Here is an 18,479-nt window from a genome sequence, read left to right as displayed (position 1 = left end):
GCCCGCTCTCCCGAGAACCAGGACCCGCCATGACCAGAATCTTCAACGATCCCGCCGACTTCGCCGATGAAGCCCTCGCCGGTTTTTGCGATGCCCACTCGGACCTCGTCCGCCAGGTTGAAGGCGGCGCCATCCGCCGACACCGGCCGGCCGCGCCGAAGGTCGCTGTCATCACCGGTGGCGGTTCCGGCCACTACCCGGCCTTCGCCGGCATCATCGGCCCGGGCTTTGCCGACGGTGCCGTGGTGGGAAATATCTTCACCTCGCCTTCGGCGCAGCAGGCCTACTCCGTGGCCAAGGCTGTCGAATCCGGGGCCGGAGTGGTCTTTACATACGGCAACTACGCCGGCGATGTCCTGAACTTCGGGATGGCGAGCGAGCGCCTTGCCTCCGAGGGAATCCAGGCCGAGAACGTCCTGGTCACCGACGACATCGCCAGCGCCCCCGGCTCCGAGGCCGAGAAACGCCGCGGGATCGCCGGTGACTTCACCGTTTTCAAGGTCATGGGTGCAGCCGCGGAGGCCGGGCTGGACCTGGCGTCCGTGGTCCGGGTGGGACGCAAAGCCAACAGCCGTACCCGCACCATCGGCACCGCGTTCAGCGGGTGCACCTTCCCGGGAGCGGACCGGCCGCTGTTCCGGCTCCCCGAAGGCCACATGGGCCTGGGCCTCGGGATCCACGGCGAACCCGGACTGTTCGACACGGAACTGCCCACCGCCGTCGAGCTCGGCACGGAACTGGTGCGGCGCGTGCTGGAGGAGGCACCCACGGAGCACGACGGGCGCCTGGCTGTGATCCTCAACGGGCTGGGCTCCACCAAGCATGAGGAACTGTTCGTGCTCTGGCGCACGGTGGCTCCCCTGCTCCGCGACGCCGGGTACACCTTGGTAATGCCCGAGGTCGGCGAGCTGGTGACCAGCCTGGATATGGCCGGAGTCTCGCTGACGGTGACCTGGCTGGACCAGGAACTGGAAGAGTTCTGGACGGCGCCTGCCCTCACCCCGGCATACCGCCGTGGTTCGACCGGCTTCAGCGCCGCTCCGGGCGTGGAAGAACGTCCCGACGCCGTTGCTGCCGCTGCCACGGGCTATTCCGCCACCGAGGATTCGCGTGCCTACGCAGGCCAGTGCCTTGCCGCCCTCGAGGAAGCCGCCGCCCTGTTGCGTTCCGCCGAGCCGATGCTGGGCGGCATGGACGCGATCGCGGGCGACGGCGACCATGGCCGGGGCATGGTCCGCGGCTCCTCCGCCGCGCTCGAGGCCGCCCGCTCGGCCCTCGCATCCGGCGCCGGAGCCGGTTCGCTGCTGACCGCGGGCGGTGATGCCTGGGCCGACAAGGCCGGCGGAACCTCCGGCGTGCTGTGGGGCGCCGGACTGCGCGCGTTCGGCGAGCGGCTCGGCGATGAGGAAACCCCGACGGCGGAGGTCCTGTCCGGCGCGGTACGCGCCTTCGCGGACCGGATCACCGGCCTCGGCAAGGCGGAGATCGGCGACAAGACCATGGTGGATGCGCTGCTGCCGTTCGTTTCCTCCTTCTCGGCATCTGTCGGCTCCGGAACGCCGGTACAGGACGCCTGGGCGTCCGCGGCCGACGCCGCTGCGGAAGCCGCCGCTGCCACCTCCGCGCTGCGCCCGCTCAAGGGCCGGGCCCGTCCGCTCGCGGAAAAGAGCATCGGCACGCCGGATCCAGGGGCCACCTCGCTCGCGATGGTGTTTGCCGCCGTCGGGCCCCATTTCACCGCAGTCCCCGCCACCGTTTAGGAGAACCATCTTGCGCATCATCGTGGGCGCCGACGAAGCCGGCGTCGATTACAAGGACCGCATCCTTGCCGACCTCCAGGCCGATCCGAGGATCACCGAGGTGATCGACATCGGAGTCAACCGGGCGGATGAGGACTTCCGCAAGCCGTATCCGTACGTGGGCATCGCGGCCGGGGAAATGATCCGCGACGGACGCGCGGACCGGGCCATCCTGTTCTGCGGAACCGGGATCGGGGTGGCGATCGCCGCGAACAAGGTCCCCGGAATCCGCGCCACCGCGGCACACGATTCGTTCTCCGTGGAGCGCTCGATCCTGTCCAACGACTGCCAGGTGCTGACGATGGGCCAGCGCGTGGTAGGCCTCGAACTGGCACGCCGCCTGGCCAAGGAATGGGTGGGCTACGCCTTCGATCCGGCTTCGGCATCGGCCGACAAGGTCCGGGTGCTCAGCGATTTCGAGGGCTGCTGAACAAGTAGCCGGTGGTCGAGTAACCGGTGATCGAGCTTGTCGGTGATCGAGCCTGTCGAGATCAAGGTCTCGACAAGCTCGACCACCAGAGTCCAGGTCTCGACAAGCTCGACCACCAGAATCTAGGTCTCGACAGGCTCGACCACCGCCCGACTCCCGGAAGTTACTTCTTCCGGCCGAACTTGGGCAGCTCGGGCAGCTTGGACAGCAGGTCCGCGGCCTTCGTCGCGGCGCGGCCCACGGTGCGGCCGATCTGCTGGGGCACAGTGTCATCCAGCGCAGCCGGTACGGGAACACCGGTTTCCTGTGCCGGCTGGGTTGCGTGTACGGCGGCCGCCGGGCGGGCGCCCTGCGCAGCGGAACCCGCGACGGCGGCGGGCTGGGCGGCAGCCTTCGCGAGGCCCTTGCGACGCTGGGCGGCAGGGGCGGCGGGCGCCGCGCCCGAGGCCGTGCCGACGTCGAAGGTTTCCAGCCAGCTCGCGATCCCGGCGAGCGGCTTGGGGTTCAGGGCGTAGTACCGCTTCTGGCCCTGGGCACGCATGCTGACCAGGTCCGCCTCGCGGAGCACCTTCAAATGCTTGGAAATGGTGGGCTGGCTGGCTTCGAGCTCCTGGACCAGTTCCCCCACAGCCTTGTCCCCAGAGCGGAGGGAAACCAGGATGTCACGCCGGGTTGCCTCAGCAATGACGGCAAATACGTCGTCAGTCACCATGCCTCCCACCCTAGCGACATATACGCCAAAAGGCATCAACTATTTCACCGGGCGGAGCACCGGGGTCCGCTGGGCCGGGGTCCACCCCTTTTGGTGTGGGAACGTCGGTGGTACAACGAACTCACGGCCCAGGCGGCCACCGGGCGCCGGCCGCTACGGGGCGGGGTGCGTGGCCATGGCTGAGTTCTTCCGGCGGCAGATGTTCAACATCATCGCGGCGGTGTTCCTGATCTTGTTTGTCGCGGTGTGGCTCGCGGTCCTCCTGCGTGTGGGCACGTGGGTTCCCGTGGGCGGTGCCACCGCTCCGGCCTTGAACGGAGCGCTGGTGACAGCCGCGGGCGTGATGGCGACTTCCTTGGGTTCGCTCACGGCGTCGGCTCTGGGGTTCACGATCGCCGAGGTCAAACGCGGGCAGGACGAGGCGCCCGGGCAGTCCGGCGGACCCTTCCCGGCAGAGGTCGCCGCACGGCTGTCCGGAAGGATCATCGCGGCGATCATGGTCTACATGGCGGTGGGCCTGCTGGTGCTGATCGTCTGGCTCATCAAGGGGCCGGCGTCCACCGACCTCATCGGGGCTTTTGCCCTGTCCCTGCTCGGCTGGCTGGTAGGCGCCGCGGGCGTCGTGTTCCAAACCGAGAAGTCAGGCTGAGAGCGTCCGCCGCCCCGGCCGCCGTCGGGAAGCCGGGGATCAAACAGCAGGACTCAAACGGAATGGATCAGCCGGAAGACGGGCTCGAAGTCCGGGTCAGTAATGGCAGGGCGGCGCAGGCTGAACGCGTCAATCGGATGCTGCGTGGCGCCGTCGAGGGTCAGATCGGCCATGATCTGCCCGATCAGGCTGCTGAACTTGCCGGCATGGCCGGCCCCGTTGAACACAGCTACGTGCTTGTGGCCCGGCAGGGTGTCCAGCACGAAGTTGCGGTCCGCGGGCATGTCGTACACGCAGGTCTTGTTCGCCAAAGCGGGGCCCGCGGCGCCGGGGAGCCGCAGGGACAGGAAGTCGCGCAGGATGTCAGCCTCGGCGTCGTCCCCTTTGAAGGTGCGGGTGGCGCTGGTGATGGGGCGCATGCGCATGTCGCGGGCGAGCTTGACGCCGGCCTCGCCATAGACGGGGAAGCCGTAGAACACCTCGGTGTCGTGCCAGATCCAGATGGGGAACTTGTCCGGCGTGAAGTCGGCCAGCTTCTTCCCGGCGAAGTAGCTCACCTGCTCCTGCGAGAGCGTGAGGCGGAAGTTCAGGCCGAGGTCCGGCATGAGTTCCTCCAGCCAGGACGCGGCGCAGACCACCAGGTTGTCGGCGTCGAACGTTCCCGCGGAAGTGGTGACGGACACGCCGGAGTCCCGCAGGGTGATGCCCTCGGCCCGGGTGTGCGGCAGGAATTCCACGCCGTCGGCGAGAGCCAGCGAGGTGTGCGCCGAGACGGAACGGCGGATGTCCAGCAGGCCGCCGTCCTCCTGCCACATGCCGATCACATCGTCCGCGATGCGCCACTGCGGGAAGCGCTCACGGATCTGCCCGGCGTCGAGCATCTCGTACGGGATGTCGACGGCGTCCAGCGCGGTGCGGTACCCGGCGATCTCGGTGTCCCCGATGCCGCCAGCCGGAGCCAGGTCCAGGCCGCCGGTCTTGTGCACGAGTTTCAGGCCGGACTTCGCTTCGACCTCGTCCCAGGCCTGGAACATGGCCCGGGTCAGCCGGGTGTAGTCGGTGCTGTGGTAGGCGTGCCGGATGATCCTGGAATGGTCCCCGGAGGAGCCCAGCAGGTTCACCAGCTCGAACTGCTCCAGGACCAGCACCTTCTCCGCACCCCGCGCGGCCAGCCAGTAGGCGGTGGCCGAGCCGATGGCCCCGGCGCCGATCACAATGTGCGAATAGCCCTTGCTCATGCGTTCTCCTTCATCGTGCGGCGCGTCCCAGTCAAACCCCGGCCCTCAGTCAAACCAAGGATCAAGGCCGTACAGCGGGAAGATCTCCTTGCGGGTGGCGATGATGCTGCGGTCCACGGCGTCCGCGGGGTCGTAGCCGACCTCCCAGGAGCGCCACCAGGTGTCCACGTCGTCGCCCATCCGTTCCGGCGCGTGCACGCCGAACTTCTCCCGCACGTACTCCAGCCAGTCCTCCGGCACGCGCGCGGTGAGCGGCACCGGGTTCTGCGCCACGATCCCGATCAGGTGCGACCAGCTCCGCGGCACCACGCCCGTGATGTCGTAGCCGCCTCCGCCCGTGGCGATCCAGCGGTTGCCGCAGTACCGCGAGGCCAGACCGGCGACGGCGGTGGCGGCCTCGCGCTGGCCGTCCACGCTGAGGTTGAGGTTCGTCAGCGGATCGTTGGCGTGCGAATCGCAGCCGTGCTGGCTGACGATCACCTCGGGCCCGAACGCCCCCACCAGTTGCGGAACCACCGCGTGGAACGCGCGCAACCAGCCGGCGTCGCGCGTGTGCGCGGGCAGCGCGACGTTGACGGCGGCCCCGACGGCGGCCGGCCCTCCGGTCTCGTTGGCGAAGCCGGTGCCGGGGAACAGGGTCAGCCCGGATTCGTGCAGTGAAATGGTCAGGACCCGCGGGTCGTTCCAGAAAATGCTCTGGGTGCCGTCGCCGTGGTGGGCGTCCACGTCGATGTACGCGACTTTCGCGACGCCGCCGTCGAGCAGCCGCTGTATGGCCAGGGCGGCGTCGTTGTAGATGCAGAAGCCGCTGGCGCGCTCCCGGGAAGCGTGGTGCAGGCCGCCGCCGAAATTGACCGCACGCACGGCCTGTTCCGAGAGCACCGCTTCGGCGCACAGCAGGGAGGCGCCGGCCAGCCGGGCGCTGGCCTCGTGCATTCCGGCGAATGCCGGATCGTCGTCTGTCCCCAGCCCATGCTCAGGGTCCGACGTCGACGGGTCCTCCCCCGCGCGGCGGACCGCGGCAATATAGTCTGCGCTGTGCACGCTCTGGAGTTCGACGTCGGACGCCACCGCGGGTGCCTCCAGCGAGACGTGCGGGAGTTCGAACAGCCCGAGGGCGCCCGCCAGCCGGGCCGTCAGTTCGAGGCGCTGCGGAGCCATGGGGTGCCCCGGCCCGAAGTCATAGGCGGCCATGGCTGGGTCCCACGCCACCGTCGTCGGCAGCGCGGACGGACGGAGGCCGGGCCAGGAAGTCATCACAGACAGGCTACCGGAGGCGGGCGGGCCGCTTTGCAGGGCCCCGCAATACGATTAGTGGTTTACTACTCAGGACAGATCCGTCCGACAAGAAGCGAAAAGCACCGCCATGACCCAGAGCCAGTCGAGGCCCCAGCGACCGGCCAGCTGGCACCCTGACCAGCCTGAGCGGGAAGGCCTGTGGATCTTTACCGGCCTCCGGGACTTCATCGACAACATCGCCAACACTTCGCCCGCGCGCCTGGCGCTGACGGCATTCTCCTTGGTGATTCTGCTCTTCACCGGATTGCTGTCGCTCCCCGCTGCCTCGGCCGAAGGCGTGGTGACTCCCCTGCACGAGGCGATGTTCACGGCGGCCTCGGCAGTGTGCGTCACCGGCCTCACCGTGGTGTCGACGGCGACGCACTGGACCTTCTTCGGCCAGCTGGTGATCCTGGTGGGCATCTTCGTAGGCGGCTTGGGAACCCTGACCCTTGCGTCCCTGCTGGCGCTGGCCGTCAGCAAGCGGCTGGGCGTGCGCGGCAAGCTGATTGCCCAGGAAGCCATGAACAACGCCGGCCGCCTCGGCGAAGTGGGTACCCTGCTGCGGATCGTCATCACCACCTCGGTGGTGATCGAGGCGGTCCTCGCACTGGCCCTGATTCCGCGGTTCATGGTCCTGGGCGAAGGCTTCTGGGAATCGGTCTGGCATGGCGTCTTCTACTCGATTTCAGCCTTCAACAATGCCGGTTTCACACCGCATTCGGACGGGATCGTTCCCTATGAGACTGATCTGTGGATCCTCGTCCCGCTGATGCTTGGCGTCTTCCTGGGCAGCCTGGGCTTCCCTGTGGTGATGGTGCTGCAGCAGAACGGGCTCAACTGGAAAAAGTGGAACCTGCACACCAAGCTGACCATCCAGGTTTCGTTCATCCTGCTGTTCGCCGGCACCTTCCTCTGGGCCCTGATGGAATGGGACAACGCCCGCACCATCGCCCACATGAGCCTCAGCGACAAGATCATCCACTCGCTCTTCGCCTCCGTCATGACCCGCTCCGGCGGCTTCAACCTGGTGGACCAGAACCACATGGAATCCACCACCATGCTCCTCACCGACGCCCTCATGTTCGCCGGCGGCGGCTCGGCATCGACGGCGGGCGGCATCAAGGTGACCACCATCGCCGTCATGTTCCTCGCCATCGTGGCCGAAGCCCGCGGCGACGCCGACGTGAAGGTCTACGGACGCACCATCCCGCAGGGCACCATGCGGGTGGCCATCTCGGTGATCGTCGCCGGCGCCACGCTGGTTTCGGTTTCGTCCTTCCTGCTCCTGCAGATCAGCGGCGCCACCCTGGACCGGGTGCTCTTCGAAACCATCTCCGCCTTCGCCACGGTGGGCCTCAGCACGAACCTCAGTGCCGAGTTGCCGCCGTCGGGCGTCTACGTCCTCACCGCGCTCATGTTCATGGGCCGCGTGGGCACCGTGACCCTCGCCGCCGCACTGGCCCTCCGCCAGCGCAGCCAGCTGTACCACTACCCGGAAGAAAGGCCGATCATTGGCTAACACCTCAGGCGCCCCCAACCGTCCGGCGCACAATGCTCCCGTGCTGGTCATCGGCCTGGGCCGCTTCGGCTCCGCCACCGCGGAGCAACTGGTCAAGCAGGGCCGCGAGGTCCTGGCGATCGAACGCGACCGCACGCTGGTGCAGAAATGGGCTCCGGTCCTCACCCACGTGGTGGAGGCCGACGCCACCAACATCGATGCCCTCCGCCAGCTGGGCGCCCAGGAATTCAGCTCCGCCGTGGTGGGCGTGGGTACCTCGATCGAGTCCTCGGTGCTCATCACCGTGAACCTCGTGGACCTGGGCATCGAACACCTTTGGGTCAAGGCCATCACGCCCTCGCACGGCAAGATCCTCACCCGCATCGGCGCCAACCACGTCATCTACCCCGAGGCCGACGCCGGTGTCCGTGCCGCGCACCTCGTCTCAGGCCGGCTGCTGGACTTCATCGAATTCGATGACGACTTCGCCATCGTGAAGATGTACCCGCCCAAGGAAACCGTGGGCTTCACCCTGCAGGAATCCAAGGTGCGTTCCAAGTACGGCGTCACGGTGGTGGGCGTGAAATCCCCCGGCGAAGACTTCACCTACGCCCAGGCGGACACCAAGGTCTCCGGCCGGGACATGCTGATCGTGTCCGGGCACGTGGACCTGCTGGAGCGCTTCGCCGCACGGCCGTAACGCGTGGTTGAGCCCGTCACGGCCGGTGGTTGAGCCTGTCGAAACCGAGCTTGTCGAAACCGGTGGGTTTCGACAAGCTCAACCACCGGAGGCAAGCTCAACCACTGGAGGCAAGCTCAACCACCGGAGACAGGCTCAACCACCGGCGGTGATCAGCCCAGCTGCTTGGTGATTTCCGCGGCGCGGGCGGCCGCGGCACGGGCGCCGTCGGCGATGATTGCCGGGATCCCGCCGTCGTTGAACGCCGCGATGGCGCGCTCGGTGGTGCCGTTGGGGCTTGTCACGGCCACGCGGAGCGCGGTGGGATCAGCGCCCGGCTCGGCCAGCATGTACCCCGCACCGGCCACCGTTTCGCGGGAAATCCGGAGCGACAGTTCCGGGTCCAGGCCCAGTTCGACGCCGGCGGCCGCCATGGCCTCGGCGAGGTAGAAAGCGTAGGCCGGGCCGGAGCCGCTGATCGCGGAGAGGGCATCGACCTGTTCCTCCGGGATCTCCACCACGGTGCCGGCGGCTTCGAGGAGCTCCTTGACCTGCTGCAGCTGTTCGGGGCTGCAGTTCGTCCCGGCGGACACGGAAATCACGCCGCGGCCAAGCTTCGCGGGAGTGTTCGGCATGGTGCGCACCACCGGCTGGCGCGCGGGAAGCGCGGCTTCCAGCTGGGCGATAGACACGGCCGCGGCCACGCTGACCACGATCGTCTGCGGGGCCAGGACGGGGGAAATTTCGCGGGCGAGCTCCGTGATGCCCACCGGCTTGACGCCCAGGATGGCCACATCGGCTCCCTTGGCGGCGAGCTTGTTGTTGTCCGGGTCCTCGGCACCGGCAATCGCCATGATTCCGTGGCGGTGGGCCAGTTCGTCGGCGCGTTCTGCACGGCGCACGGTGGCGACGACATCGGAGGGGTCCGTCCCGGCGCCGAGCAGGCCGCCCAGGATGGCCTCGTTCATGGATCCACAGCCAAGGAATGCGATTCGAGTCATGGCTCCATCATGCCAGTTCACCGATTTTGTGACGGCGCCGTCTTGGCGGGCAGCGTTAGGCGGGGACAGGATTCCCAGCAAACTCCCAAGGTTATTGCAGCTTGCGCCAAAGGTTGATCCGTAACTTAGTAGTTACCTCATTGAGGGTGCGAGTGATGAGGCGGGCATGGGGATGTCCGCCGAAAAGCGCCGGTGGCTGAACGGGTTTCCCCCCATTTTTCCCGATCAGCCGCCGGCGCTTTCTCGTTTAAGCCGCCCCGTCAGCGAATCCCGCGCGTCAGCGCTCGTAGGCGTCCACGAGCGGCGCGGCGCCAAGGTGTTGCCGGGCAAATTGAAGCGTCTCTGCCAGCCACTCTTCGCGTTCCCCTGCGGCTTTGGCCCTGCGGGTTGAGATCTCCGCGACGATGCTTCCGCTGAAGCCGTTGCCGGCCAGATATTGCAGCACCTCCGCGCATTGTTGCGTACCGCGGCCCGGAATGAGGTGTTCGTCCTTGCCGGAGCCGGAACCGTCCGTCAGGTGCACGTGCCGCAGCTTGCTTCCCAGCGCCCGGACGGCCTCGAGGCTGTTGACCCCCGCGGTGGCGGCGTGCGAGAAGTCCCAGGTGACGTCGTCGTAATCCTGCCCCACGGGGTCCCAGTGCGGCAGGTACGCCAGCGCCTCCCGGCCGCGGACGCGCCACGGGTACATGTTCTCGACGGCGATATGCACCTGATAGAGCGCCGCGATCTCCCGTACGCCGGCGGCGAAGTTCTCCGCGTAGTTGGACTGCCAGCGGAATGGCGGATGGGCCACCACGGTGTTGCACCCCAGCTGGCGGGCCATCCGGCAGGACTGCTCGATCTTGTTCCATGGCGGGCCCCACACCTGCTGGGTCAGCAGGAGCGTGGGTGCGTGGATGGAGACGATGGGCTGCTCATAGCGCTGGCTGAGTTGTTCCAGCGCGGCGGCGTCCTGGCTGGTGGCGTTGTTGGTGACCATGACCTCGACGCCGTCGAAGCCAAGGTCCTTCGCCACAGCGAAGGCGTCGTGGACGCTGAGCGGGTAAACCGAGGCGCTCGAGAGCGCCACCGGGATCTTCCGCTCGCTGCTGTGCTGATCCTGTCCGCTGAACTGCCCGACGCCGTCGCCCATGTCAGCCGGCCTGCCCGCCTGCCACGGCGACCGGGACCGGAACGGCCGGGACGCCGTCGTCCGCTTTCTTCTTTTTCTTCGACACTGACGCGGCTCCCACATGGGGCGCCGGCTTCAGGGGCCCGTCGAAGACCAGCTGGTCGAGGCGGCGCAGGATCAGGCCTTCGCGCAGGGCCCAGGGGCAGATCTCCATGCTGGGGAACTCGAAGAGCTCCAGCGCGGCCTCCGCCACCAGGGCACCGGCGAGGATCTGGCGTGCGCGGGCTTCGGAGACTCCCGGAAGGTAGAGCCGGTCCGCCACCGTCATCGCGGAGATGCGCTGGGACCACAAGCCAAGGTCCGTGGCGTGCAGTTCGCGCTTGACGTACGGCCCAGCGGCACTGGGCGCGGCACCGGCGATCCGGGCGAGCGAACGGAAAGTCTTGGACGTTCCGGCCACCAGGTTGGCCCGGCCCAGCTCCTTGAATTCCTTCACCACCGGCTTCAGGGTGGAGCGGATGTAGCGGCGCAGTTCCTTGATGCTCTTGGCCGTGGGCGGGTCATCATGCAGCCAGTCGCGGGTGAGCCGGCTGGCGCCGAGTGGTACGGACATGGCCAGCTCGGGGAGCTCGTCCTGCCCGTACGCCATCTCGAAGGAGCCGCCGCCGATGTCAAGGTCCAGGATGGGCCCGGCACCCCAGCCGTACCAGCGGCGGACGGCGAAGAAGGTCATGGAGGCTTCTTCATCGCCGGTGAGTTCCTGCAGGGTCACGGTGGTTTCGTGCTTGACCCGGGCCAGGACCTCGGGGCCGTTGGTGGCCTCCCGGATGGCCGAGGTACAGAACGCCAGCAGGTCCTCGGCCTTGTGCTTGGCCGCGAACTCCCAGGCTTCCAGGACGAATTCGATCAGCTCGTGCTGGCCCGCCTCGTTGATGTTCCCTTCGGGATCCAGGAACTGGACCAAGGACAGGGGCCGCTTGTGTGACGCGAACGCCACGGGCCGTGCGCCCGGATGGGCATCCACCAGAAGCAAATGGACGGTGTTCGAACCGATGTCTAGGACGCCAAGACGCATGCTGACATTATTCCCCGTTTGGAAGCGTGTGAAGCAAGTGCGACGACGTCTGGAGCGCTGTTCGGCGCACGCCGGCTATTCGGCGCCTTGGCTATTCGGCGCGCTTGAAGTCGCGGCGGACGTTGGCGATGCCTTCGGGGCCCATTTCGAAGCCGTGCTCGCTGCCGGGGTTGATGACCAGGCCGATCTCGGTGCCGATGCTGTCCAGGATGGACGAACCATGGGTTGCCAGGACGTTCGGTGCGGCTTCCAGGAAGTGGGCGTCCACGCGGCTGGGGTGGCTGAACACTGCGAGCACGGGCTGCCCGTCCACATTGGACAGGATGAGGGGCTCCACGGAGGCGTCCGGGGAATCCAAGGCCTCGGTGCTGAGGATGTAAACCTCGTTGTTGAGGAAGGACAGGATGACGTCAACCGGGTTGGCGTCCGGCTGCCCGGCCTTCGCGAGGTTCTCCTCGAGCTCGTTCAGGGGGCTGTGGTCAGTGGCTTCCGGCTGTTCAGTCATGTACCTAGCCGATCACGTTGCAGTGGATTTCGACAAGCTCAACCACCGGAAGTGATCGAGCCTGTCGAGATCAGTTTCGACGGTTTCGAGGGTTTCGACGGTTTCGACAAGCTCAACCACCGGAACGGCCGATGATCGAGCCTGTCGAGATCGGTTTCGACGGTTTCGACGGGCTCAACCGCCGGACGTCCCTACTTCTTGGCTGCGGCCTTCTTCGCCGGCGCCTTGCGCGTGGTGGTGCGCTTGACGGGGCCTTTTGCGCGCTTCTCGGCGAGGAGCTCGATGGCCTTTTCACGGGTCAATTCCTCAAGCGGGGTGGCGCGCGGCACGGTGATGTTGGTGACGCCGTCGGTGATGTACGGGCCGAAGCGGCCTTCCTTCACCACGATGTTCTTCTCCGACACCGGGTCCGGGCCGAACTCGGCCAGCGGCGGAACGGCGGCACGGGCGCCGCGCTGCTTGGGCTGCGAGTAGATCTCCAGCGCCTGCTCCAGGGTGATCGTGAAGATCTCCTCTTCGCTGCCGATGGAGCGCGAGTCCGTGCCCTTCTTCAGGTACGGGCCAAAACGGCCGTTCTGCACCGTGATCGGGGTGCCCTCAGCGTCCTCGCCCAGGACACGGGGCAGGCTCATCAAGGCCAGTGCCTCGTCCAGGGTGACGCTTTCCACGGTCATGGACTTGAACAGGGAGCCGGTGCGCGGCTTGGCCTTGACGGGCTTCTTCGGCGGCTTCGGCTTGCCGTTCTTGTAGTACTCCACGGGCAGCGCGGCCAGCTGTTCCTCCGTCATTTCCGGAATGATCTCGGTGACGTAGGCGCCGTAGCGGCCGTTCTTGGCGACCACGGTGTGGCCGGTGTGCGGGTCGGTGCCGAGCACGCGTTCCTCCGGCGCGGAGGTCTCCATGAGCTCCACGGCCTTTTCCGGAGTGAGCTCGTCCGGGGCGAGGTCCTCGGGAACGTTGGCCCGGGCCGATTCCACGATTTCGCCGGTCTTGGCATCCACCGTGGGCACGGTGCTTTCCAGGTACGGACCGAACTTGCCCACACGCAGCGTGATGCCCTCGGCGATCGGCACGGAGTTGATCTCCCGTGCGTCGATTTCGCCGAGGTTGTTCACGATGCTCAGCAGGCCGGGATCGCTGTCTTCGCCGTAGTAGAAGTGCTTGAGCCACGCGGCGCCGGCTTCCTGGCCGTTGGCGATCTTGTCGAGGTCGCTTTCCATGTCCGCGGTGAACTCGTAGTCCACGTAGTCCGTGAAATGGCGTTCGAGCAGGCGGATCACCGAGAAAGCAATCCAGCTGGGAACGAGCGCGGAGCCCTGCTTCCGGACGTAGCCGCGGTCCTGGATGGTGGAAATCGTGGACGCGTAGGTGGACGGACGGCCGATGCCGCGCTTTTCCAGTTCTGCGGTCAGCGAGGCTTCCGTGTACCGCGGCGGCGGGGACGTTTCGTGCCCGACGGCGACAATGTCCGAGGCCTTGAGGGCGTCGCCTTGCGCGACGTTCGGCAGCCGGCGGCCTTCGTCCGAGTCGTCGTCGCCGCGGCTTTCGTCCTTGCCTTCTTCGTAGGCGGCGAGGAAGCCCGGGAAGGTGATCACGGTACCGGACGCCGAGAATTCGGCGTCGCGCCCGTCAGCGGAAACGGCCCCGAGGCGGATGGTGGCGGTGGAGCCCTTGGCGTCGGCCATCTGGGAAGCGACGGTGCGCTTCCAGATCAGCTCGTACAGGCGGAACTCGTCGCCGCTGAGCTGCCCGGCCACCTGGGCCGGGGTGCGGAAGGAGTCACCGGCGGGACGGATGGCTTCGTGTGCTTCCTGGGCGTTCGCGGCCTTGTTGGCGTAGACGCGGGCGCCCTGCGGAACGTATTCGGGGCCGTACAGCTCGGAGGCCTGGCGGCGTGCCGCGGTGACGGCTTCGTCGCTCAGCGCGGACGAGTCGGTACGCATATAGGTGATGTAGCCGTTTTCATACAGGCGCTGGGCGATCTGCATGGTGCTCTTCGAAGAGAAGCGCAGTTTGCGGCCGGCTTCCTGCTGCAGGGTGGACGTGGTGAACGGTGCGGCCGGGCGGCGCGTGTACGGCTTGGTGTCGACGGAGCGGACGCGGAAGTCCGCGTTCTCCAGCCCTGCCGCCAGGGACGCGGCGAGCTGCTCATCAAGGTGCACCGCATTGCGGGCGGTGAGGACGCCGTCGTCGTTGAAGTCACGGCCGCTGGCCACCTTGGCGCCATCCACGGCGGCGAGCTTCGCCTTGAAGGAACCGCTGTCCGCACCGAACTGACCGGTGAGGTCCCAGTAGGAGGCCGCCTTGAACGCCATGCGTTCGCGTTCGCGGTCCACCACCATGCGGGTCACGACGGACTGCACGCGGCCGGCGGACAGGCCGCGGGCCACCTTGCGCCAGAGCACGGGGGAGATTTCGTAGCCGTAGAGGCGGTCCAGGATGCGGCGGGTTTCCTGGGCGTCCACCAGGGCGTTGTCCACGTCGCGCAGGTTGTCCATGGCGCGGTGGATGGCTTCCTTGGTGATTTCGCCGAAGGTCATGCGGTAGACCGGGACCTTGGGCTTGAGCACTTCCAGCAGGTGCCACGCGATGGCTTCGCCCTCGCGGTCCCCATCGGTTGCGAGGTAGAGCGCGTCAGCGTCTTTCAGCTGGGCCTTGAGCTCGGCGACCTTCTTCTTCTTGTCCGGAGACACCACGTAGTAAGGCTTGAAGTCGTGCTCGATGTCCACGGCGAACTTGCCCACCGAGGTCTTCTTCAATTCAGCAGGCAGGTCCGAAGGCTGGGGAAGGTCCCGGATGTGGCCGATCGAGGCCTCGACAACAAAGCCCTCGCCAAGGTACTTGGCGATGGTCTTGCTCTTGGCCGGAGACTCCACGATCACGAGTTTCTTGCCGGTTTTTGCCTTGCTGGGCACGGTGCTCCTACGGAAAAAGAATGGCTTGGGCTGTGGTGCCCATATTGGCCTAGTTCACCACAAATTGCAGAATCATGCCCTGCTAGGCGGACGGGCCCGGGTTCCGGTCGTCGGGGACGAGGGACCAGAGGGTAGCCATGCGCTCGGCACCGGCCGGAATGCTGGAGGGATCCTCGAGCTCGTAGTCCTTCAGTACGTCGTCGATCCGTTTGTTGAGCTCCACGCGCTGCTCCATGGTGAGGTAGAGCAGTTTGCTGGCCAGGATCATGGCCGCCGAAGGGTTCGAGGCCTCTCCCCGCGCCCGCAGTTCATTCCTCGCGCGGGAATACGCCAGGGCCCTGCGGCGGAAGACGTCCAGTTCAAGGTCGACGACGGCGAGTTCCGGGCTTGCGACGCTGCTGCCCGAGACGATGTTGAAGTCCGTTCCTGCCGCCTTCCAGCGGCGCTCCCGGGCGTCGCCCGTGGTTTCCGCGGGGACAACAATGCCCCACTTCTGCAAGGCACGAAGGTGGTAGCTCATGGCGCTCGGGGTGAGACCGGTCTGGGCCGCGAGCTCCGTTGCTGTGCGGCTGAGCTGGGATTCGTACAACTCGGAAATCACTTCGAGCCGGGCTGCGTGCGCCAGGGCACGGATCGCCTTCGGGTCGGTGATTTCGACCGTCTTCTCCGGCCGCCGCCGGCGTTTGGTGGAGACCTGTTCAGCATTGGTCCCGTTCTCTGCATTCACCGGAACAGTGTATCCGCCGCGCTCAGTCCTCTCCCGCAGATGCCGCGGGCGCTTCGGTGCCGTCCGTATCTGCCGGCAGCAGGAAGCCGTCCCGGACCAGGTTGCCCACCTCGGAAAGCAGGCCGGAGCGGAACGCCTCCTCGTCGAAGTCCTCGCCGCCGCCCAACAGCGCGGTGAGGGCACCGATGAGCTGGCGGACTGAGAGCTCGCCGTCGCACGCCGACACGAAGCCCGCGAGCTCGGTGCTCAACAGGTTGGTCCTGCGGAGGCCTGCGCCCTGGCGCAGGAGGATGACGCCGGGATGTTCGGCGCCGGGGCGCTGGTGGCGCTCCTCGGTGACGTCTTCGGCGACCACCAGATGTGCGTCTTCCAGGGCCTGCCCGGACAGCCAGTCCGACCGTCCGACCGCGGCCGCGAGGTGGGGACCGACGGGCTGTTCGATGGGGTAGGTGATTTCCTCGAAGCGGCGGGGGCTCGCGGCGGCGCCAGTCCCGGCTGTTATGGCGCCGGTTCCGGCGGGGCGGCGCAGCCAGATCATCCCGAAGCCGATGGCCGCCACGTTCCGTGAGGCAAAGTCCGCCAGGTAGGCCGCATAGCTTTCGCGGTACAGCTCCTTGTCCCGGCCTTCGGACGCGTCCTGCAGCCAGGTTTCCGCATACACCTCGGGGCTCACCTGCTCGCGCTGGATGAACCAGGCTTCGGTGTCCGCCCCGTCCAACCACGATTCGGGGCGTTCGCTCCAGCCGGCACCGCTGGTGATTTCCCAGTTGCCGAGCATCTGCGCCGTGCCGCCCGGCACCAGGACCTCCGGGAGCGCCCGCACCAGGCGGGACACGATCTGGTCCCCCGGCAGGCCGCCGTCGCGATAGGTGAACTGTTCGGAAGCGTCCTCGCCACTGCTCCGCGGGGTGATCACGAACGGAGGGTTGGACACCACAAGGTCAAACCTCTCCCCCGCGACAGGGTCCAGGAGCGAGCCAAGGCGCAGGCTGACCCGGGCCTCGGGATCAGCCGGATCCACGTCCAGGGCAGCGGCGTTCAGGAGCAGGTTGAAGCGCGTGAACGCCAGCGCACGTTCCGAAATGTCCGTGGCCGTGACGTGGCCGCAGTGGGCCAGGAGGTGGAAGGTCTGGATGCCGCACCCCGTGCCAAGGTCCAGCGCACGTGCCGCGGGCCGGCGGATGGTGCTCTGGACCAGGGTGGTGGAGGCCTGCCCGATGCCCAGCACATGATCGTGCCGGAGGACCCCGGGGCGCTGATGGGCCGCAAGGTCACTGGCGACCCACAGTTCGATGGAGCGTCCCTCCCCGGCCTCCCAGCCGTAGGGGCGCAGGTCCACCTTGGCAGTGACCGCACCGTGCTCATCCACTTCCACGAGGCCAAGCCGCAGCAGCCCGGCGGTACCCGTCCCCGGCAAGGCGGCGTCGACGTCGGAGGCGGCTTGCGGAACAGCCAGCAGCCAAAGGCGCACGACGACAGCGAGCGCAGCAGCGTTCTCCGGTTTGCCTTCCAGCGCTGCCGGCTCGGTGGCGAGCAGCGCCGGGACGAGCTGGTCCCGGCCCAGGGCGTCGTGGGCAGCGGTTCCAAGGAGCCCGCCCACGCCGTCCAGGGTGAAGTCCACGGCACGCAAGTCCCCGGCAAGCGCGGTGAGCAAGTCCGGAAGGTCGCTCCGGGGTGCGTCAGGAGTGTTGCCGGAGGTGAAGTGCGTTACTGAGTGGGTCACCCTTGAAAGTCTAGGGCGGCATTCTTCCCGTCTGCGCGGGGAACGCGGCTATGTGGACAACGGCACAGTTGCGGAGCGGGTAGCGTGGGAAACATGGCTTTCCTTCCCTCCACAGCCCGGGCTGCCGGTTTTGCCCTGCTGGCAGCTGCCGCCCTCGCCGCGGCGTCCTGCTCCGCCACGCCGTCCGTGAGCGAAGCCGACGTCCCGGTGTGGAAGGCGAAGGTGCTGCCGTCCGCGTCCGCCGTCGCCATGGAGGGTTCCGGCAAGATGCTCAAGCGCGAGCCCGCGGCCCAGGAGGCCGAAGTTCCGGCGGGAAGGTACACCCTGGCGGTTGCGTGCGACGGCGGCGGCAAGGCGTTCTTCGCGGTCTCGTCCGGCGGCCGCGACATCACCGAAGCGGGGGCGGCCTGCAACGGCAGCTACGAGACCACGCGCGTGGTGCTGCCCGCTGCCGGAACGGTCAAGATCACCGCCAGCAGCGTGGACGTGCCGCTGATTTACGCGTACCAGTTGGTTCCCGAATAGCATCGCGTCGCCTAGGCTCTCCCCATGGCTGTGTGGGGGCGGGCAATGATGGCGGCGGCGCTTCTCGCTGCTCTGACGGCGTGTGAATATACGGCGGAAGGCGATCCGCGGCCGAGCGCGGTGGCAAGCACTTCCTCCATCAATAGCCTGGAGCCTGATGCCGGCGCTGAGTTCCTCGCAAGGATTGACCGCAGGACCAAAGGGCTTGAAGAGCTCATGGGACCGCCCCATTCCAACTTCAGCATGTCGGGCCCAATAGGAAACCCCGGTCTCTACGTAGAAGCAGGTACGCAAGAACCTCCGACGGCAGTCTCAGCAAGCGGAGGTGTAGAGCCGGGTCGGTATCTCATCAAGATCGCATGCCTCGGAGACACAGAGGCGAAGTTTGTCGTTCGCGACGGCTCATCACAAGGGACACCCGTTCAAGTTGGAACTACAAAGAGCGGGTGGATTCCCTGTGGATCCGTCACGTCAAACACGCGTGACCTGAAGGATGGGACCGTCACTGTCGAAGTCCAAGGAAAGACGAAGGGATCTGAGGCGGTGGGCGGGATTCAGCTCATAAAGGTCAAGGACATCGCTCCGCCAAAACCCTAAGCCCTCCCCTGTGC

At 67.1% G+C, this 18,479-nt stretch carries 17 protein-coding genes; 7 read left to right on the top strand and 10 right to left on the bottom strand.

Annotation, left to right across the window (positions count from 1 at the left end; genetic code table 11):
- Nucleotides 1-29 precede the first annotated feature (29 nt).
- Together BIU82_RS14355 and BIU82_RS14350 are read left to right on the top strand one after the other, a co-directional pair.
- Nucleotides 30-1,760, top strand: coding sequence for a dihydroxyacetone kinase family protein (locus BIU82_RS14355; RefSeq protein ID WP_070350125.1), 1,731 nt, complete (start codon nt 30-32; stop codon nt 1,758-1,760).
- A 10-nt stretch (nt 1,761-1,770) separates the two neighbouring features.
- Nucleotides 1,771-2,229, top strand: coding sequence for a ribose-5-phosphate isomerase (locus tag BIU82_RS14350; protein WP_070350124.1), 459 nt, complete (start codon nt 1,771-1,773; stop codon nt 2,227-2,229).
- A 163-nt stretch (nt 2,230-2,392) separates the two neighbouring features.
- Here BIU82_RS14350 and BIU82_RS14345 read toward each other — a convergent pair whose 3' ends face one another.
- The gene (locus BIU82_RS14345; RefSeq protein WP_070350123.1) at nt 2,393-2,941 is read right to left on the bottom strand and encodes a metalloregulator ArsR/SmtB family transcription factor; all 549 of its coding nucleotides are present in this window, start codon (nt 2,939-2,941) and stop codon (nt 2,393-2,395) included.
- A 175-nt stretch (nt 2,942-3,116) separates the two neighbouring features.
- Between BIU82_RS14345 and BIU82_RS14340 the strand changes: the two genes are divergently transcribed.
- Nucleotides 3,117-3,590 carry a hypothetical protein gene (locus BIU82_RS14340; RefSeq protein ID WP_070350419.1) on the top strand — a complete coding sequence of 158 codons (474 nt, stop codon included), beginning with the start codon at nt 3,117-3,119 and terminating at the stop codon, nt 3,588-3,590.
- A gap of 53 nt (nt 3,591-3,643) precedes the next feature.
- Here the strand turns inward: BIU82_RS14340 and solA are convergent, their stop codons facing one another.
- Together solA and BIU82_RS14330 are read right to left on the bottom strand one after the other, a co-directional pair.
- On the bottom strand, nt 3,644-4,828 hold the full coding sequence (solA, locus tag BIU82_RS14335) for an N-methyl-L-tryptophan oxidase (protein ID WP_070350122.1): 1,185 nt from the start codon (nt 4,826-4,828) through the stop codon (nt 3,644-3,646).
- A gap of 45 nt (nt 4,829-4,873) precedes the next feature.
- Nucleotides 4,874-6,085 carry an acetoin utilization protein AcuC gene (locus tag BIU82_RS14330; RefSeq protein ID WP_070350121.1) on the bottom strand — a complete coding sequence of 404 codons (1,212 nt, stop codon included), beginning with the start codon at nt 6,083-6,085 and terminating at the stop codon, nt 4,874-4,876.
- Between the two features lie 109 nt (nt 6,086-6,194).
- On the opposite strand from BIU82_RS14330, the gene BIU82_RS14325 reads away from it, so the two are divergent.
- Nucleotides 6,195-7,628, top strand: coding sequence for a potassium transporter TrkG (locus tag BIU82_RS14325; protein WP_070350120.1), 1,434 nt, complete (start codon nt 6,195-6,197; stop codon nt 7,626-7,628).
- Nucleotides 7,621-8,307, top strand: coding sequence for a TrkA family potassium uptake protein (locus BIU82_RS14320; RefSeq protein ID WP_070350119.1), 687 nt, complete (start codon nt 7,621-7,623; stop codon nt 8,305-8,307). The genes BIU82_RS14325 and BIU82_RS14320 overlap by 8 nt, the downstream gene beginning before the upstream one ends.
- A gap of 152 nt (nt 8,308-8,459) precedes the next feature.
- Here the strand turns inward: BIU82_RS14320 and proC are convergent, their stop codons facing one another.
- The 7 genes from proC to BIU82_RS14285 all read right to left on the bottom strand — a co-directional run bounded on the left by proC (nt 8,460) and on the right by BIU82_RS14285 (nt 17,343).
- Nucleotides 8,460-9,287, bottom strand: a complete 828-nt coding sequence (gene proC, locus BIU82_RS14315; protein ID WP_070350118.1) for a pyrroline-5-carboxylate reductase — start codon at nt 9,285-9,287, stop codon at nt 8,460-8,462.
- A gap of 277 nt (nt 9,288-9,564) precedes the next feature.
- Nucleotides 9,565-10,419, bottom strand: a complete 855-nt coding sequence (locus BIU82_RS14310) for a sugar phosphate isomerase/epimerase (RefSeq protein WP_070350117.1) — start codon at nt 10,417-10,419, stop codon at nt 9,565-9,567.
- A gap of 1 nt (nt 10,420) precedes the next feature.
- Nucleotides 10,421-11,473 carry a Ppx/GppA phosphatase family protein gene (locus BIU82_RS14305; protein ID WP_083292362.1) on the bottom strand — a complete coding sequence of 351 codons (1,053 nt, stop codon included), beginning with the start codon at nt 11,471-11,473 and terminating at the stop codon, nt 10,421-10,423.
- A gap of 91 nt (nt 11,474-11,564) precedes the next feature.
- A complete protein-coding gene (locus BIU82_RS14300; RefSeq protein WP_070350116.1) occupies nt 11,565-11,978 on the bottom strand; it encodes an SseB family protein in 414 nt (137 codons plus the stop codon).
- Nucleotides 11,979-12,169: 191 nt separating this feature from the next.
- Nucleotides 12,170-14,893, bottom strand: a complete 2,724-nt coding sequence (gene topA / locus BIU82_RS14295; RefSeq protein WP_070350115.1) for a type I DNA topoisomerase — start codon at nt 14,891-14,893, stop codon at nt 12,170-12,172.
- Nucleotides 14,894-14,975: 82 nt separating this feature from the next.
- Complete coding sequence (locus BIU82_RS14290; protein WP_070350114.1) at nt 14,976-15,620, bottom strand: winged helix-turn-helix domain-containing protein; 645 nt, start codon at nt 15,618-15,620, stop codon at nt 14,976-14,978.
- Between the two features lie 22 nt (nt 15,621-15,642).
- A complete protein-coding gene (locus BIU82_RS14285; protein WP_070350113.1) occupies nt 15,643-17,343 on the bottom strand; it encodes a methyltransferase in 1,701 nt (566 codons plus the stop codon).
- A 93-nt stretch (nt 17,344-17,436) separates the two neighbouring features.
- On the opposite strand from BIU82_RS14285, the gene BIU82_RS14280 reads away from it, so the two are divergent.
- Nucleotides 17,437-17,868 (top strand): hypothetical protein, encoded by a 432-nt coding sequence (locus BIU82_RS14280; RefSeq protein WP_070350418.1) that lies wholly within the window; start codon nt 17,437-17,439, stop codon nt 17,866-17,868.
- Between the two features lie 24 nt (nt 17,869-17,892).
- Nucleotides 17,893-18,465 (top strand): hypothetical protein, encoded by a 573-nt coding sequence (locus tag BIU82_RS19750; RefSeq protein ID WP_139146626.1) that lies wholly within the window; start codon nt 17,893-17,895, stop codon nt 18,463-18,465.
- Nucleotides 18,466-18,479: the final 14 nt, after the last annotated feature.

Origin of the sequence: Arthrobacter sp. SW1 (assembly GCF_001766675.1) — a bacterium.
GTDB lineage: Bacteria > Actinomycetota > Actinomycetes > Actinomycetales > Micrococcaceae > Arthrobacter.
This window is presented reverse-complemented; position numbering and strand designations above follow the sequence as displayed.

Excerpts from the sequence above, each read along its gene's own strand:
- BIU82_RS14355 (WP_070350125.1), top strand. The coding sequence starts at position 30 with ATGACCAGAATCTTCAACGATCCCGCCGACTTCGCCGATGAAGCCCTC.
- BIU82_RS14345 (WP_070350123.1), bottom strand. The coding sequence starts at position 2,941 with ATGGTGACTGACGACGTATTTGCCGTCATTGCTGAGGCAACCCGGCGT.
- BIU82_RS14340 (WP_070350419.1), top strand. The coding sequence starts at position 3,117 with ATGGCTGAGTTCTTCCGGCGGCAGATGTTCAACATCATCGCGGCGGTG.
- solA (WP_070350122.1), bottom strand. The coding sequence starts at position 4,828 with ATGAGCAAGGGCTATTCGCACATTGTGATCGGCGCCGGGGCCATCGGC.
- BIU82_RS14330 (WP_070350121.1), bottom strand. The coding sequence starts at position 6,085 with ATGACTTCCTGGCCCGGCCTCCGTCCGTCCGCGCTGCCGACGACGGTG.
- BIU82_RS14325 (WP_070350120.1), top strand. The coding sequence starts at position 6,195 with ATGACCCAGAGCCAGTCGAGGCCCCAGCGACCGGCCAGCTGGCACCCT.
- proC (WP_070350118.1), bottom strand. The coding sequence starts at position 9,287 with ATGACTCGAATCGCATTCCTTGGCTGTGGATCCATGAACGAGGCCATC.
- BIU82_RS14310 (WP_070350117.1), bottom strand. The coding sequence starts at position 10,419 with ATGGGCGACGGCGTCGGGCAGTTCAGCGGACAGGATCAGCACAGCAGC.
- BIU82_RS14305 (WP_083292362.1), bottom strand. The coding sequence starts at position 11,473 with ATGCGTCTTGGCGTCCTAGACATCGGTTCGAACACCGTCCATTTGCTT.
- BIU82_RS14300 (WP_070350116.1), bottom strand. The coding sequence starts at position 11,978 with ATGACTGAACAGCCGGAAGCCACTGACCACAGCCCCCTGAACGAGCTC.
- BIU82_RS14280 (WP_070350418.1), top strand. The coding sequence starts at position 17,437 with ATGGCTTTCCTTCCCTCCACAGCCCGGGCTGCCGGTTTTGCCCTGCTG.
- BIU82_RS19750 (WP_139146626.1), top strand. The coding sequence starts at position 17,893 with ATGGCTGTGTGGGGGCGGGCAATGATGGCGGCGGCGCTTCTCGCTGCT.